16 protein-coding genes are annotated in these 16,275 nt (G+C 37.9%); 9 read left to right on the forward strand and 7 right to left on the reverse strand.

The genetic code is table 11. The features are described 5' to 3' along the window. Positions 1-128: 128 nt before the first annotated feature. Positions 129-302, reverse strand: coding sequence for a YjfB family protein (locus ASU02_RS26115; RefSeq protein ID WP_082631908.1), 174 nt, complete (start codon positions 300-302; stop codon positions 129-131). Between the two features lie 398 nt (positions 303-700). Between ASU02_RS26115 and ASU02_RS27440 the strand changes: the two genes are divergently transcribed. Beyond that, positions 701-832: a recombinase family protein gene (locus ASU02_RS27440; protein ID WP_408607307.1), complete on the forward strand. Its 132-nt coding sequence runs from the start codon at positions 701-703 to the stop codon at positions 830-832. A gap of 258 nt (positions 833-1,090) precedes the next feature. Next, positions 1,091-1,609: a hypothetical protein gene (locus ASU02_RS22520; RefSeq protein ID WP_057767673.1), complete on the forward strand. Its 519-nt coding sequence runs from the start codon at positions 1,091-1,093 to the stop codon at positions 1,607-1,609. Between the two features lie 217 nt (positions 1,610-1,826). Here ASU02_RS22520 and ASU02_RS22525 read toward each other — a convergent pair whose 3' ends face one another. Then, positions 1,827-2,111, reverse strand: a complete 285-nt coding sequence (locus ASU02_RS22525; RefSeq protein ID WP_057767674.1) for a hypothetical protein — start codon at positions 2,109-2,111, stop codon at positions 1,827-1,829. Positions 2,112-2,487: 376 nt separating this feature from the next. Here ASU02_RS22525 and ASU02_RS22530 point away from each other — a divergent pair, with 376 nt between their 5' ends. From ASU02_RS22530 to proC, 5 genes are all read left to right on the forward strand, one after another. Continuing rightward, positions 2,488-4,104 carry an ABC1 kinase family protein gene (locus tag ASU02_RS22530; protein ID WP_057767675.1) on the forward strand — a complete coding sequence of 539 codons (1,617 nt, stop codon included), beginning with the start codon at positions 2,488-2,490 and terminating at the stop codon, positions 4,102-4,104. A gap of 118 nt (positions 4,105-4,222) precedes the next feature. Then, the gene (gene kynB / locus ASU02_RS22535) at positions 4,223-4,852 is read left to right on the forward strand and encodes an arylformamidase (RefSeq protein ID WP_057767676.1); all 630 of its coding nucleotides are present in this window, start codon (positions 4,223-4,225) and stop codon (positions 4,850-4,852) included. Between the two features lie 109 nt (positions 4,853-4,961). Further along, positions 4,962-5,912, forward strand: a complete 951-nt coding sequence (locus tag ASU02_RS22540) for an MBL fold metallo-hydrolase (RefSeq protein WP_057767677.1) — start codon at positions 4,962-4,964, stop codon at positions 5,910-5,912. A 102-nt stretch (positions 5,913-6,014) separates the two neighbouring features. Then, positions 6,015-6,626: an NUDIX hydrolase gene (locus tag ASU02_RS22545; RefSeq protein WP_057767719.1), complete on the forward strand. Its 612-nt coding sequence runs from the start codon at positions 6,015-6,017 to the stop codon at positions 6,624-6,626. A gap of 36 nt (positions 6,627-6,662) precedes the next feature. After that, on the forward strand, positions 6,663-7,481 hold the full coding sequence (gene proC, locus ASU02_RS22550) for a pyrroline-5-carboxylate reductase (RefSeq protein WP_057767678.1): 819 nt from the start codon (positions 6,663-6,665) through the stop codon (positions 7,479-7,481). Between the two features lie 60 nt (positions 7,482-7,541). Here the strand turns inward: proC and ASU02_RS22555 are convergent, their stop codons facing one another. Then, positions 7,542-7,727: a hypothetical protein gene (locus ASU02_RS22555; protein ID WP_057767679.1), complete on the reverse strand. Its 186-nt coding sequence runs from the start codon at positions 7,725-7,727 to the stop codon at positions 7,542-7,544. Positions 7,728-8,043: 316 nt separating this feature from the next. Between ASU02_RS22555 and ASU02_RS22560 the strand changes: the two genes are divergently transcribed. Then, complete coding sequence (locus ASU02_RS22560) at positions 8,044-9,432, forward strand: L-cystine transporter (RefSeq protein WP_057767680.1); 1,389 nt, start codon at positions 8,044-8,046, stop codon at positions 9,430-9,432. Positions 9,433-9,600: 168 nt separating this feature from the next. Here ASU02_RS22560 and ASU02_RS22565 read toward each other — a convergent pair whose 3' ends face one another. From ASU02_RS22565 to ASU02_RS22580, 4 genes are all read right to left on the reverse strand, one after another. Further along, a complete protein-coding gene (locus tag ASU02_RS22565; RefSeq protein ID WP_057767681.1) occupies positions 9,601-10,974 on the reverse strand; it encodes a peptide MFS transporter in 1,374 nt (457 codons plus the stop codon). Positions 10,975-11,528: 554 nt separating this feature from the next. Continuing rightward, complete coding sequence (locus tag ASU02_RS22570; protein ID WP_057767682.1) at positions 11,529-12,830, reverse strand: NCS2 family permease; 1,302 nt, start codon at positions 12,828-12,830, stop codon at positions 11,529-11,531. 162 nt (positions 12,831-12,992) lie between these two features. Then, on the reverse strand, positions 12,993-13,991 hold the full coding sequence (locus ASU02_RS22575; RefSeq protein WP_057767683.1) for an inorganic phosphate transporter: 999 nt from the start codon (positions 13,989-13,991) through the stop codon (positions 12,993-12,995). Between the two features lie 14 nt (positions 13,992-14,005). After that, a complete protein-coding gene (locus ASU02_RS22580) occupies positions 14,006-14,623 on the reverse strand; it encodes a DUF47 domain-containing protein (protein ID WP_057767684.1) in 618 nt (205 codons plus the stop codon). A 325-nt stretch (positions 14,624-14,948) separates the two neighbouring features. Between ASU02_RS22580 and ASU02_RS22585 the strand changes: the two genes are divergently transcribed. Then, positions 14,949-16,013 carry a cytochrome-c peroxidase gene (locus ASU02_RS22585; protein WP_057767685.1) on the forward strand — a complete coding sequence of 355 codons (1,065 nt, stop codon included), beginning with the start codon at positions 14,949-14,951 and terminating at the stop codon, positions 16,011-16,013. Positions 16,014-16,275 lie beyond the last annotated feature (262 nt).

The raw sequence follows: 16,275 nt of genomic DNA on the forward strand, positions 1-16,275 counted from the left end.
AGTAGTTGTTATTTATGCATACGGTTAAGTGTTTTAAAAGTTACATTTATGAGGATTTTAATGTAACACAAGAGTAATGATGTTTCAAAAAAAGAAAATGCACTCTTAGTTGAATGCATTTTCTAATCTTAAGCTTTTAAGTCAATTGACTTACCTAAAGTGGGATGAGATGTTTCTAACATTTTAATTAATTCAGCACTATTTTGCTCTGTAGACTCCATGACTTTTTTTGTCAGAGCAATGCTAACATTTTGTTTAAGTGTAGCTTGATTCATTCCAATTGATAATGCTGCGATATCCAAAATACTCACCTCTTTTTAATATATCGGATAAGGTTTGAGAAATTAAATAAGCAATTAGTTTAATATTCAACTTAAAACTATCTCTATTTGGAATATCAGCTTGAATAATCTTCATACATATTGCACTCATCTGGTTAGTATTCACATACTTTTGGAAAGAAATATCATCATACGAATAACTTTATAGGATATGCTAGAGTATCTACTCCAAATTAGAACTTACATCTCCAGAATGCTGGTGCTTTAAAATAGTTGAAGAAAAATAACTGGAACGAAAAAGGATCAGCAAGCACTAAATGAAATGTTGAAAATGCTAAGATTCGGTGATCGAGTCGTTTTCTATAAGCTTGATTGAATAAGCCGCAATCGAGCTTGTAGAATTTGTTGAGGAAAAAGGGGTGGAGTTTGTTTCTATCCTGGATAATTATGATACATCTACTGCTTCTTTAGGAAGGTTTTTCTTCCGACCAATGGCTAGTATTGCGGAGTTGGAAAGGGATATAATTAGTAATGGACAAAAGCAGGATTGAGTGCAGCAGGGGAAGGTGTGGAGAAAGGCGAGTAGCTGATCCAAAGGGTAGCCCTAACATGAAAGATGTATGAATCTAAAGATTACAGTATCAGTCAAATTGTACATGCCACTGGAAATAGTTAGGCTACTTTATATACAAATTTAAAGACGCAAAATTAATAGGCTGTTTAATTAAGTCTTTTCTTTTTTATTTGTTAAAAATAATAATAGTTTTTCGTATGTATAATTAAACTTTTAATTAAAGGGGATAAATAAAATGATTCATGAGAGTAATAAAATGAATGAACTGGTTATATCTAGAAGTAATTTAAACTTTGGAAAAATTTATTCTAAATCGTATTTTCCTAGTGAACTAGAAGAGGATATGAAAAAAGCCAACTTATTATTGATCCCATTTGAGGAGTTTAGCACTTTTGAAGGTCCTGTATTTCCTGAGGAAACTAATAAATTCTATGAATTTATAAAGAATTATGATAATAAAGAGTTGGTTGGTGACATTTGTATTTCTGATGATGACTATATAGAAATTGAATTTCAGGCTGATTTAATTACTTTAGCTCATATTATAGTAGATATTGCGGTTTTTCCTATTACTGTAACCTTAATTGGGAATTATTTAGAGGGCAAGATAGAGGGACGAGAAAATAAATCTGAAGTGAAAGCAAAGGTTAACTTGAATGTTGTAGCTGGAGATAAATCGATAAATATCTCATACGAAGGAGATGCGGACAAATTTGAGGAAACAATTAACGCTGCTAATCAACCTGGAAATTGATGGGGGATGAAATACAGTGGAAAGAAAATATTTTGAGGCATACCTACAACTTGATCGTGCATATATTGAACTATTTTTTTGAGAAGGGTGTAGCAAAAAAGTTGATGTATCTCATGGGACGATGAGTTTCTTCATAAGAGGATTAAATACATGCTCAAATAATCTTTATCATAAAAACAGGCTGTCGAGGGTTCTCGGCAGCCTGAATTTTTTTAACTTACCGATGTGCTGGTATGGCTGGTATAACGGGTATGGAATGTGTAGGTACATGTATTTGGCCAATGTTAATAGGTGCAATACTAGGTCCTCCGCCATGCCCAACGTTAAACGGTGTATAAATCGCATTGTTGTATAGATTATGATAAGGGATCGGTTGTCCATGATGGATTTGCTGACTTATAGGAAAATAGGACGGAGAGACAGGGGGATACCATGGTCCATATGGGACACCTGGGTATCCGTAATAAAAAGGGTCATAAAAGCTATTGGTGATTATTGGCATACCTTCGCCTCCTTCTAATGCAATTTATTCAAAATGTTATTTTAAGGAGCTTGTATTCAAAAATATGGTTGATTACCTAATGGATGCTGTAAAGTTTGTACACTTCCATAGGCCGTTAGTCTACTGTCTTGAAAAATTGAATCAAATAATTCTGTCATTGCTATTCTGGTCAGAGTATCTCTCATTTGGTCCAAGGCATCATCCTGCGTATGCTGTTCAAACATGAAGTAAGTGGAATGATGAATAACCAGCCTATCAAATTTTATTAATCTTGAAGTGATTCTTTATAGAGGAATATAAAGATTAAGAAGGAGTCCCGAGCCTTTTTGTTGAACTGTACAATAGAGGCAGTTAAGGAGAAATGAGAGGTTTCTGTATGACAAAGAATAATAAAATGTACCGGATGGGTAAGGTGTTATCCTTGTTCTTTGGCATTTTTGTTCAGATTTACTGGTATAAGATAACGAAAAGGCGAGAAACAGAATGGGAAAAGCTATGGGGCAAAATCGGAAAAAGAGTGCGAAAGACGCTTTTCGAATTGGAAGGATTGCTCATAAAAATTGGACAAATCATTAGTACCCGGGCTGATCTTTTGCCACAAGCATTCATAAGAGAAATAGAAGATCTGACAGATAAAGTTCCTCCTTCAGATTGGAAAGACATTCAAGAGATTCTTGAAGTCGAGTGGAACGGTAAAATTACTGAAAAGCTGCATTCAATTAAGCGAGAAGCGATCGCATCCGCCTCTATTGGAGAAGTGTATAAAGGCACGCTCCTAAATGGAGCAAAGGTAGCAATTAAAGTGCAGCGGCCACATATTGAATCAATTGTTCAAACAGACTTTCGGACTTTGAAAATTGTTATCTGGTTCGCTAATTACTTTGTTCCCCTGCCAAAGGGATTTATTAATCTTAAAGTTTTGTTTTCAGAGATAAAGCATGTAATAGCGAGGGAGCTTGATTTCTTTAAGGAAAAGGAAACGCTTCTTTATTTTAAAGAAAGATTTAAGGAAAGTGAGATGGTTCAAATACCATCTGTTTATTCTGAGCTTAGCACGTCTAAAGTGCTTGTGATGGAGTGGGTAGAAGGAGTCAGACTAACAGATCACAAAGCAATAGAACAGGTACCGGTCTCACGTAAGGAATTAGCCCAGAGGCTCATCAAGATTTTTCTTCCGCAATGGCTTGAGCCCGGAATCTTTCATGCTGATCCTCATCAGGGAAATATACTTGTATCGAAGGATGGAAAAATCATATTACTAGATTTCGGGATGGCAGGCGAAATTTCCAAAAATGATGCATTAGCTTTTCAAGGGTTAATAGAATCCTTCCTTGCAAAAAATTATACAAAGGCGGTTAAATGTTTATCCCGTTTAGGTTTTTTGCTGCCTGAGGCAGACACAAGAACGATTGAAAAACTATTAGCTGAATGGATGTCTTTTCAGCCCTCTCAGTTAAAAGAAATGGACCTTTTCGCATTAAAAATCGAATTGAATGATATGATTCAAGCACTTCCCATTCAGGTTCCAACCCGATTTGTTTTTCTTGGCCGTTCTTTTATCACAATTGAAGGCCTTGTCATCAATCTTGTACCAGAAGAAGAGCTAATAGATTTAGGCAAGCCGGTTTTTATTGAATGGTTAAAAGGACAAGGGAATAAATGGTCATTTATATGGCAAGTGATCCAGTCTCAGCCTGTATTTAAAATCTTTCATTCTGTTAATGAGTTCTTAAAGGCACCGCAAAAAATGGAACAGCTAAAGGAAACGGAACTAAGAAGAAAATTCCAATTTACAATTTATGAAAATCGGAAAAAGTATTCTTTTCAATTGCTATTGCTAGGATTAATCGGGAGCGGGATTGGAAGTTCTCTCTCAAACCCATTGTTAATAAAGCTTTCACTTGGTGTAACTGTTCTAGCAATTACTGGCTATATGATTACAAGCCTGAAGCTCAAAAAATGGATGAAATATATGCATGAAAAGCGAAGATAAGCAGATTCAATGAAGAAGATAACAATGCAGACAAATAGCTCATAATCTCTATAGCAAATTTAATCTGTTTAATTTTTGCAATGAATTCTATAAAAAGGTAAACGTGGAGGAGAATATAATGAATAAGTGGATGGATGTTTCACAGCCTTTAAATAATAACATTCCTGTTTGGCCAGGAGATACGCCTTTTTCGTATAAGATCAACTGGAGCAAGGAGGAAAGCGGATCGGTAAATGTAGGTCAAATTACAATGAGTGCACATACAGGCACACATATTGATGCACCCTTTCATTTTGATAATGAAGGGAAACGGGTAATAGAGCTGGATATTAATTTGTATATCGGTCCTGCGAAAGTTATCCATCTTACGGATAGGGAGAGCATTTGTGTCGAGGATTTGCGCGGTCATCAGTTGTCTAATGTGACGCGTCTATTAATATATACCGGTGCTTGGAAGAATCGTTCAGTCTTTCCTGAAACGATTCCGCCTATTGAACCAGAAGCAGCTTCCTATTTAGCAGAACAAGGGGTCAAGCTGCTTGGACTTGATCTTCCATCTGTCGATAAGCTGGATAGCAAGGAACTGCCTGCTCACCATGAGCTTACTCGTCATGGACTACATATTTTGGAAGGGCTTGTTCTCGACGAAATCGATCCGGGAAACTATGAACTAGCAGCTCTACCATTACCTCTCTCAGAAGCTGACGGCAGTCCAGTACGGGCAGTCTTGAGAAAAATAGAGGAGTAATTCGTTATTTGCAAGAAAAGAGGAAATATGCAAAAATAACAGGGCATTTACAAGGAACATAATTAATTCACAAATTTAAGCAAAAGAGTTTTAGAAAGGCGGTTCTACTATGGATTTAGGCAGAGGGATATCAATTATAGATGCAATGGATTTAGGCAAAGAAAAAAGGACAGGCTGCTACATCCTGCATGCACAGGATTTAACAATCATTGAAACTTGTGCAAGTCCATCCATTCCATATTTATTAGAAGGATTTATAAATCTAGGTATTGATCTAAAAGATATAAAAAATATTATTGTCACCCATGTCCATCTTGACCATGCTGGCGGAGTAGGACTATTACTTGAAAGCTGTCCGAATGCCAAGGTAATTGTCCATCCAAGGGGGATGCGGCATCTAGCAGATCCTTCAAAATTAATTCTCGGCGCAAGAGCAGTATATGGCGAAAAATTTGATGAATTATTCGACCCGATTTTGCCAGTGCCGTCCAATCGGTTACTTGTTAAGGAGGACGGGGATACGCTCCAAATCGGGGAAGGTCGGATTCTGACTTTTTACGATACACCAGGGCATGCGAAGCATCACTTTTCGATCCATGATTCATTGAGTAATGGGATTTTTACAGGGGATACAATCGGAGTATTCTATCCACAGCTATTTGATCAGGGAATTGAATTGTATCTGCCATCTACTTCTCCCAATCAGTTTGATCCTGATGCCATGCTCGATTCACTTGAAAAAATTAAGGCATTAGAGGTTGATCGAATTTATTTTGGCCATTATGGAATGACCGACAATCCTTCTCATGTGTATGCGCAAATATACAAATGGCTCCCAATCTTTATGGAAGCTGGAGAAAAAGTGTGGAAAGATAAACAGGACGATTCCAATGAAACGAAATGTGAAGCATTATTCCAAAAATTATTTGCTGAAATCCACTCGTTCTTATCTGATAAGGAATGCACGTTAGATCAGGAAATGACCGAGATCATAAAGCTTGATTTAAGTGTCGGATCGATGGGAATCATTGATTATTTAGCAAAAAAATATCATAAGTAAGATTTTGTGCGGCCAGATGAATCAATTGTCTGGCCTGTTAGTTCGTTTTTCGCGACCATTCGTATTATAATGGGAAAAAGGTTGATGATATGGGGTGAGAAGTTGAACGTACAAGAAATAATCCAGAAGCTTGAGAACCGGAAGCCTGGTATTTTAGGAAGTGAAAGGTTCTCAAAATACTCCGTTTTATTGCCTCTCATTCAAAGGAATGATGAATTGCATGTTTTATTTGAAATACGGTCTAGTAAGTTAAGAAGGCAGCCGGGAGAGGTTTGTTTTCCTGGCGGAAGAATGGATCCTTCAGATGAAAATGAGCAGCACACGGCTGTTCGAGAAACCACAGAAGAACTCGGAATCAGTGAGAAAAGTATCGCTAATATCTCTCCGCTTGATTACATGATTTCTCCTTTTGGTACGATTATTTACCCATTTGCCGGCTTTATCGAACGTGTAGAGGATATTCGGCCAAATCCAAGTGAAGTGGACTCGATTTTTACTGTTCCGCTATCCTTTTTAAAGGATTACAAACCTGAGATTTTTCAGGTGGAATATAAAGTAATGCCGGAAAAGAACTTTCCGTTGAATCAAATTCCTGGCGGGGAAAATTATAATTGGCAGACAAGAAAGATGGACGAGTGCTTTTACTTCTATGAAGATAAAGTAATATGGGGATTAACTGCTCGAATTCTAAAGCATTTTATCGAGATTATTTAAAAGGTCTAATCACCTTAGAAATAGGAAGTGTTACTTTTGAAAAGAAAAATTGGCTTTATCGGATGCGGCAAAATGGCGCAGGCAATGATTGGCGGAATATTGCAATCAAATACTGTAGTTCCTAAGCAAATTGTTGCCAGTGCTCAGTCACAAGAAACGATTGATCAAGCAGCAGCTAAATTTCAGATTCAAGTTACTGCAAATAATAGGCTTGTTGCAGAGCAAGCCGATATTTTATTTTTGGCGATAAAGCCGAATATCCATGCTCAAATCATCGAAGAAATAAAACATGTAATCAAGCAAGAGGCAATTATCATTACGATAGCAGCCGGGATAAGCCTGAAGTTTCTTGAGGATTCCTTTAATCGGCAAATAAAAGCGATTTGTTCCATGCCTAATACCCCTTCCTTGGTAGGAGAAGGAATGAGTGCCATATGTGCGAATGATTTTGTAACGAAAGAAGAATTAGAGGAAATCATACACGTTTTTTCAAGCTTTGGGAAGGTTGAAGTGATTGAGGAAAAATTAATGAATGCCATTCCAGCGATTAGCGGATCCTCTCCTGCATATGTTTACATGTTTATCGAGGCTTTAGCTGACGGAGGAGTAAAGAATGGGTTAACAAGAGACCAATCCTATCATTTAGCGGCCCAAGCAGTTCTTGGAGCGGCAAAAATGGTTCTGGATTCAGGGAAGCATCCTGGAGAGTTAAAGGATGAGGTTTGTACACCAGGAGGAGCAACGATTGAAGCCGTCGCTGAGCTTGAGAAAAATGGGCTTAGGGCTGCTGTTTTAGCAGCAATGGAAAGCTGTACAGTAAAAACAAATTCTCTTGCACAAAAAAATAACGATTAAACAAACAGGAGGAGCAGTCATTACTGCTCCTCCTGTACTATGAAAGATCAATTTAATGTGCTAATTTTTAATGAGTGATTGGTTCAGTCCCGCATATAAATCCTTTATATGCACAGTAACAATTTTAGCACCTATTTGGACGTGGACCATGTTGTCAAAAACAGCAGTTACAAGGCCGTTTAATGAAACATTCGCACCAATGTTTAAGTCCTTTTTTACGTTCTTGTCTTTTTTATTTTCTGCCATCTTAACACCATCCCATCCAGAATTAGTAAAGGAATCCTATAAAGAATATATCCTTTTAATTGTAAAATAAACATGAAATTAAAAAAAGTCTAATAAAAGATTTTTTATCGACAAATTCCCCTCTCTTTCATCATACTCAGTTGGTCAGTAATGGTCAATTAAATAGCCTCGTAATAAATGGAATAATCTTTTTCAAGCGTGCATATATCCTATAAACCGTAACAGAAGGGAGGGAAAGCGGCAAGATAATTCCTACTAGATGGATGCGGATACAAGATTTAAACAGTCTATTAAAAAGGAATAAGGGGGGGTTATGGTGACAACATGGTTCGTCTTATTAAATATTGTTATCTTGATCATTCTTTTAATCGGTTTATTCTACATGCAGAAGAAGCATATTTCTTTTTCTAAACGTGTTTTTACAGCATTAGGATTAGGGATCATATTTGGGTTTGGGCTGCAGTTCGCTTACGGATCCGCATCTGAAATCGTAGCAGAATCCTCAGGATGGATTCATTTAGTTGGCGGCGGCTATGTGAAGTTTCTGCAGATGATTGTGATGCCTCTCGTATTTATCTCCATTTTAGCTGCTTTTACAAAAATGAAATTAAGTAATAATGTTGGAAAGATAAGTTCGCTAATACTCGGTCTGCTAGTTGGCACAACGGCGATAGCGGCTGCTGTAGGGATTGCAGCAGCAGTAGGATTCGATCTTGAAGCTGTCGAAATTACACAAGGTGAGGCAGAGTCAGCAAGAGGAGAACAACTTGAACAAAGCTTTCAAAGTATTGAAGGAAGAACCTTTCCACAGCAAATTCTCGATTTAATTCCAGCCAATCCTTTTCTCGATTTTACAAGTCAGCGTCCAACATCTACGATAGCAGTCGTCATATTTGCTGCATTCTTAGGAATCGCTTATCTCGGGGTTAGAAGGAAGTCAGCAGAACATGCTGAGCTTTTCTCAAAAATCGTAGACGCAATTTATGCAGTGGTTATGCGAGTTGTCATTCTTATCTTACGCTTAACCCCATATGGAGTATTGGCGATTATGACAAGAACTGTAGCGATGAGCGATGTGGATTCGATACTGAAGCTTGGGAAATTTGTGGTCACATCTTATGTTGCATTAGCCGTCATGTTCTTAATTCATTTATTACTGCTTACATTTGCCGGTCTTAACCCAGTCACCTATATGAAAAAGGCATTCCCTGTTTTAACCTTTGCTTTTACCTCTCGCACAAGTGCCGGTGCACTTCCATTAAATATTAAAACACAAAAGTCCCTTGGGGTGCCTGAGGGGATTGCAAATTTTTCTGGTTCGTTTGGATTATCAATTGGACAGAACGGCTGTGCAGGCATCTATCCTGCGATGCTGGCTGTGATGATTGCTCCAACAGTAGGGGTTAATCCATTAACACCATCCTTTATCATCACTGTCATTGCAATTGTTGCTGTCAGCTCATTTGGCGTGGCTGGTGTTGGGGGAGGGGCTACCTTTGCAGCAATATTAGTATTATCGGCATTAAATCTTCCAGTTGCATTAGCAGGATTACTCATATCGATTGAGCCGCTGATAGACATGGGGCGAACGGCAGTGAACGTCAGTGGATCCATGACATCAGGGATACTAACAAGCCGGATAACCGGAGAGATAGACAGCAGTGTTTATCATGATATGAATGAAAAGATTGAAGCAGAAGCATAATGAAAAAAGTCAGCAGGTCCTTGGACCTGCCGACTTTTTTTCTGCTTGCGCAAGCGTCTTATCGCCTCGAGGATCGTAAGCCAATCTGGCTAGAAGGTTAAAGAATAACCTTCCATCCAGATTGGCTTATGCTTGTCGGGGGTGAGCAAGCCGCTTCCGCCTTTCTAGTTAATCCATCATTTGCACTAATTTTTTCGATACTGAAAGAAGAATTAACCCTAAGACAATCGCCATTAGACCGATTAGTCCGAAAATTTCAAAGTAACCAAGGGTTTGTGTGAATGCAGCAAGCTGTCCTGCTAAGATATTTGCTATACCTGAAGCGGCGAGCCAAACACCCATCAATAAAGAGGCAAGCTTTATAGGAGCAATTCGGCTTACAAGCGAAAGTCCTACTGGTGAAAGCATTAATTCACCCATTGTATGCATGAGATACGTTAAAACGATAAACATGATATTTGCTTTTACTTGAATATTAGCTTCATCGCTTCCAGTTTTCATTACAGCAATTAGGAGGATCATGTATCCAAGTCCAAGAAGAACCATCCCAATTCCCATCTTTGAAGGAACTTTAATATCCCCACGTTTAGAAGAAGCAAGCTTAACCCAAAGAATGGAGAAAAGTGGAGCTAAAATAACAATAAATACAGGGTTTACTGATTGGAACCAAGCAGTTGGAACTTCCCAGCCAAAAATTTGTCTGTCGACAAAACGTTCTGTATATAGTGTTAAAGAACTGCCAGCTTGTTCAAAACCAGCCCAGAAGAAAATGACAAAACAAGTTAAGATAATAATAACAGTCGTTCTTTGTTTTTCTTTCTTAGTAAGTGGTTTATTTTTAGCTTGTGCATCAACAGTTCGATCAGGTGCGCCAGTTGGCTTCTTCCCGATATCCCCAAGATAGCGGTTCCCAAATACGTTAAAGATTACTTGACCAATAATCATACCGATTGCAGCTGCTAAAAATCCGTATTTAAAACCATATTGGATGATTCCATCCATAGTTGTTGTTTTAAAGAGATCATTGTATAAGAAACCGATTACTAATGGTGAGAGGAACCCTCCAATATTAATACCCATGTAGAAGATAGTAAATGCTGCATCCCTGCGAGGATCATTCGCTTCATACAATTCTCCAACAATCGTAGAGATATTTGGTTTAAAGAAACCGTTTCCAACAATTAACAAGATTAAACCTAAGTATAAGGCTCCTGCACTTTGGTGTGCGAATAAGACAAGGTTACCTACAACCATTGTAATACCGCCGATGGTGATTGCAAGACGCTGACCTAAGAAGCGGTCAGATAAGTATCCCCCGACCATTGGGGTGAGGTAAACGGCACCAGTGAAAAATCCGTAAAGCATCATTGCATAACTGTCACTAAAGCCCAGTCCACCGCTTACAAATGATGTAGTTAAGTAAAGGACGAGGATCGCTCTCATTCCATAATAACTAAAGCGCTCCCACATTTCTGTTAAGAATAATAAGTACAAACCAGGGGGATGCTTTTTTCTGGCTTTATTGTCTACTGCTGCATCCATTTTCTATGCCTCCAATATTTAAAATTTATAGTCAACTTTATTATTGTAAAGTAATGATAATTTTGTGGCAATAGAATCAAAATAAGTGGTAAAACTTAATATATTAGCAATTCATCAAATATTATTATTTATAAAATAATGGTGAAGTATACAGGGGAATTTTTGTAATATAATTTTTGAGGAAAATAGGGTAGATAAGAGGCTAAACAAAGCGGTATTCTTTGCGTAACCTCTTACAAGTAGAATAAAAAAATATAAGCTCTTTATAACATTAAAGAACTGATTAGCGCCTATCGCCTAACCAAACTTCAGGTCCCCTCCCTACGATAAGTCGACATCAATTCGCTATCGCTCATTGTGTCTCCTTTATCTCAGTCGGGTACCTTCCAGTTTGAACGGCGATGACCAAGCCGCCTCCGCTTTTCTTGATGTCTAGCTTCGGCGGCTAGGGGCTCGAGGTCATAAGCCAACTCGTCAAGAAGGCTAAAGAACAGCCTTCCTGCCGAATCGTCTTATGCTTGTCGCCCTTGGGCAAGCCGCCTTCGCTTTTCTATTTAATGCGGTAAAAAGGCAAGCTGATAAAAGAATAAGACAGCAAAAATGTAAACGAGCGGATGAACATCCCGCCACTTTCCCTTAAAAACCTTCATAATAGGATAAGAAATAAAACCTAGTGCAATTCCTGTGGCAATGCTTGATGTTAAGGGCATGCTCAAAATAATCAGGAAGGCTGGGAATGCTTCGTCAAGTTCTCCCCACTTAATTTGTGCAATGCTTCCCATCATTAAGCTTCCTACAATAATAAGGGCAGGAGCAGTGATGGCTGAAAGACCTGACACAGCACTCACTAATGGCCCAAAAAAGGCAGAAATCATAAATAGTACAGCAACGGTCAGAGAGGTTAACCCAGTTCGGCCTCCCGCAGCTACACCTGCTGTTGATTCAACGAAAGCCGATGTTGGACTTGTCCCAAACATCGCACCAACAGTTGTCGCAATGGAATCAGACAGCAATGCTTCTCTAGCCCTCGGCATGGTCTTCCCTTTCATTAAACCAGCCTGCTGTGCAACGCCAACCATAGTTCCGGTTGTATCAAAAATGGTCACTAGCAAAAAGGAGAATACAACAGCGTATAAGCTATGCTGAATAACGTCACCTAAGGCATGAAACGGATTAAGAATGATTAGACCCTCAGGAAGGGATGGCAATGATAAAAAGCCCTGATCAAATGAAAGCTGGCCTGTGAAGAAGGCAATTAAACCAGTAACAATCATTCCGAAGAAAAGCGCGCCATTCACGCGTAAAGTCATTAATATTAATGTAACAGTTAGTCCGATTAAAGCTAAGATCGCTGATGGCTGATGTAAATCTCCAAGTGCAACAAGATTTGACGGATGACTCGTAATAATTCCTGTTTGGCGTAAGCCAATAAAAGCAATAAATAAACCAATCCCAGAAGTGATTCCGTGTTTTAAATTATCGGGAATGGCTTCAATGAGTTTCGAGCGAAAAGGGGTTAAAGATAAAATAATGAAAATAATACCTGCGATAAAAACAGCCGCAAAGGCAGTTTGATAATCTATATTTCCATGCGTGCCAACAACTGAATAAGCGAAATATGCATTCAATCCCATTCCAGGAGCAATGGCAATCGGATAATTGGCGAAAATGGCCATCCACAGTGTCCCGACAATAGCAGCAACGATTGTGGCTGTAAATACTTGTTCAAAGGGTACTCCTGCATCGGATAAAATTACCGGATTGACAACGACAATATAAACCATTGTTAAAAAGGTTGTTATCCCAGCAAGGACCTCCGTTTTAGCATTTGTTTGATTCTCTTTAAGTTTAAACATGATAGTTCCTCCAAATACGAACATTAAAAAGCACATTTAATATAATATTCGTTATTAGAATGGATTACAAGTCCTTATTTACTATTATCTATAGAATGAACGAAAATCATTCAGCAGATTGGACACAAAAAAAAGATGGCCGTGTGACCATCCTCAAAAAGCTTAAAATATAGCATTTAATAAAAGGTAAATAAGTCCTGCAACAGTTGCGGAAATAGGTAAAGTAATGACCCATGTGATTAGCATTCTTTGAGCAGTTCCCCATTTTACACCCTTTAAACGATGCGCTGAGCCAACACCAAGAATAGAAGATGAAATAACATGGGTTGTACTAACTGGCAAATGAATTAAAGTAGAACCGAAAATAATCATAGCACCAGTTAAATCTGCTGCTACTCCATTAACAGGTCTAATTTTCATTATTTTGCCGCCGACAGTTTTGATGATTTTCCAGCCGCCAACAGATGTTCCAAGCCCCATTGCTAGCGCACAGGAAAATTGTACCCAAAACGGAATATCTGTACTTGTTACGTAATTGTTAGCAATTAAAGCCATTGTTATAATTCCCATTGCCTTTTGTGCATCATTTGTTCCATGTGTATAGGATTGCAGGGCGGCAGTGAAAATTTGGAAAAAGCGGAAATTTCTGTTTGTTTTTGTTAAATTATTATTTTTAAATACAACTTTAAAAATACTGTAAACGATATAACCAACGGCAAAGGCAATTAATGGTGATAAAAGCAGTGCCTCGATAATTTTTAGAAAGCCTTTATAATTAAGTGATGAAAACCCAGCTGCTGCTATGGCCGCACCAGCAATAGAGCCGATAATCGCATGAGAGGAACTGCTCGGTATTCCATAATACCAAGTAAGCAAATTCCAGAAAACTGCAGCAATTAGTGCAGCTAAGATGACGAGAGAGCCATTTTCTAAAGTGAACGGGTCAACGATATCCTTCGTGATCGTCTTTGCCACACCAGTAAAAGTCATGGCACCCACAAAGTTCATAACTGCTGCAAGAATAATTGCATGCCGGGGCTTAAGGGCTTTTGTCGAAACAGCTGTAGCGATGGCATTCGCTGTATCGTGAAACCCATTAATGAAATCGAACGCTAATGCCATAACGACAATTAAGATTGTTATTAGTAAAAATCCATCCATTTTGTTAAAGCTCCTTACGCATTTTTCATAATAATGGTTTCCAAAGTATTTGCTACCCCTTGACAGCTGTCAGCAATTTCTTCTAGATTCTCATAAATTTCTTTCGTTTGGATTATGCGTACAGGATCCTTCTCAACGGAGAAAAGATGCTTAATAGATTGGCGCAGTACTCCATCACATTTTGATTCATAGTCCTTTATTTTAATCGCATGTTCACGGATTTGCTGGAGTTTTTTATTTGATAGAAGTTCAATTGATTTCTCAATTTCATAAGCACAGTTTTTTATTGCATCCACAAATTTAAGCATAAAGTCATCTGCCTGTGTAATCGAATACATTTCGAATAGGGCTGCACAGTGTTCAATGCCGTCAATGACATCATCCAAACTCATTGCTAGGGCAAGAATATCCTCCCGCTCAATCGGTGTGATAAAGGCATTATTTAACTCCTTAATCACCTCATGTACATATGAATCCCCTTTTGATTCATAATCCTTCATTGTCTCAGAAAAAACTTTCAGATCACTGACATTATTTAGTTTATAATCTGCAAAATAATTTGCACCTTCTTTTACATTGAGTGCAATATTGCTTAACAGCGTATCAAATTTATCTTTCTTTTTAAAAGCCATTTTTTAACCTCCAAGGAATAAATATCATCCAAACGAAATAATTTTATACGAAAAATGGCGAATTAGATAGTTATATGCCTAAAAAAGTTGAAAAAAGTATTTAAAACTACCATTTTTTTTATTATGTGATTATTTTCATGGAAATATGTTTCCAATATACTTACTAAGTAAAACTTACATTGTGATTAATGTCACAAACTTTTCGAAAATGATACGTAAATAAGAATAAGTTTAATTATATAATCACTTTAAAGATGAATGGAAGAAATGGTTATACTTTCCACCTCTTCTGATGAATCTAACAAATAAATAGGGGGAGCTATTTATGAAAAAAATGGGTTTAGGGATCTTGCTGCTATTTGTTCTATTAATTCTTGGTGCTTGCGGTGCCAAAGAGGAAACCGCAGCTCCTGCTGACAAAAATGCGAATGAAACTGAAAAAGAAATTGTCATTGACAAAGAACTTGAAGAGGCTAAGGCTAAATTTGAACCATTAGGAGAAATTCCGGTTCCAGCTGATAATCCAATGACAGAGGACAAAATAGAATTAGGAAAAACCTTATATTTTGATCCTCGCCTATCAGGGAATAATGTTCAAAGCTGTATGTCCTGTCACGCGCCAGGAGCAGGCTATGGAGATGGAATGGCAAAGTTTATTGGCTTTGAAGGCTTTAATGGTCCAAGAAATAGCCCTACCATTATTAATTCCGGCTACTATCCATCAAATTTCTGGGATGGACGCGCTGGCAGCTTAGAGGAACAAGCATTAGGGCCGATACAATCGGAAGTAGAAATGAATCAAGATTTAGATGAGCTAGTGATTGAATTAAATGGGGTTCCAACCTATGTAGAGCGATTTAATACAGTCTTTAATGACAAAATATCTGCTGATAATATTGCAAAAGCGATTGCCGCGTTTGAACGAACGATCGTGATAGCTGATACAGCATTTGATCGTTATCTTCAAGGGGAGGAAGATGCCATTAGTGTCGATGCAAAAGAGGGAATGAAGTTATTTGCCGGCAAGGCAGGCTGTATTTCTTGTCATGCAGGTCCGCTGCTATCTGATTATAATTATCATAATTTAGGTATGAGTGGGGATGAAGGCCGTTTTGCAGTTACGGGAAATGAAGAAGATAAAGGGAAGTTCAGAACATCTGGATTAAGAGGAGTGGCCCATACTGCACCATTTATGCATGATGGCAGTCTTGAGACCTTGAATGATGTTATTGCTTACTATAATGAAGGCGGCGGAAAACATCCGAATAAAAGCGTTCAGATGAAACCGCTTAATTTAACTGATAAAGAAATAAATTCACTAGTTGCATTCCTGGAAAGCATGAGCGGGGAACTTCCAGTGGTTGAGAAGCCTGAAATCCCAAGTAACTAATTGCATTATTGATAAGACCTGTGGAGTCCTTGTGAAATATTGAAAGGGTTCCATAGGTTTTTTTTCTATAAATGATTATTCTTTTGTTTAGGACAATTTTAGTACGGGTAAAAGTGAAGTAACCAATCATTACGAATCCCGGCCATTGCCGTTAATATAGATTGCGATTGCTAAGACAGCAATCGCTTTTTACATTTTTCAATCACACAAAAAATTCCATTATATTCCTAAAGGGTTTTTGTAATAAAAACGGAAAAAAGAC

The sequence above is a fragment of the Cytobacillus praedii genome (genome assembly GCF_001439605.1).
Taxonomy (GTDB): domain Bacteria; phylum Bacillota; class Bacilli; order Bacillales; family Cytobacillaceae; genus Cytobacillus; species Cytobacillus praedii.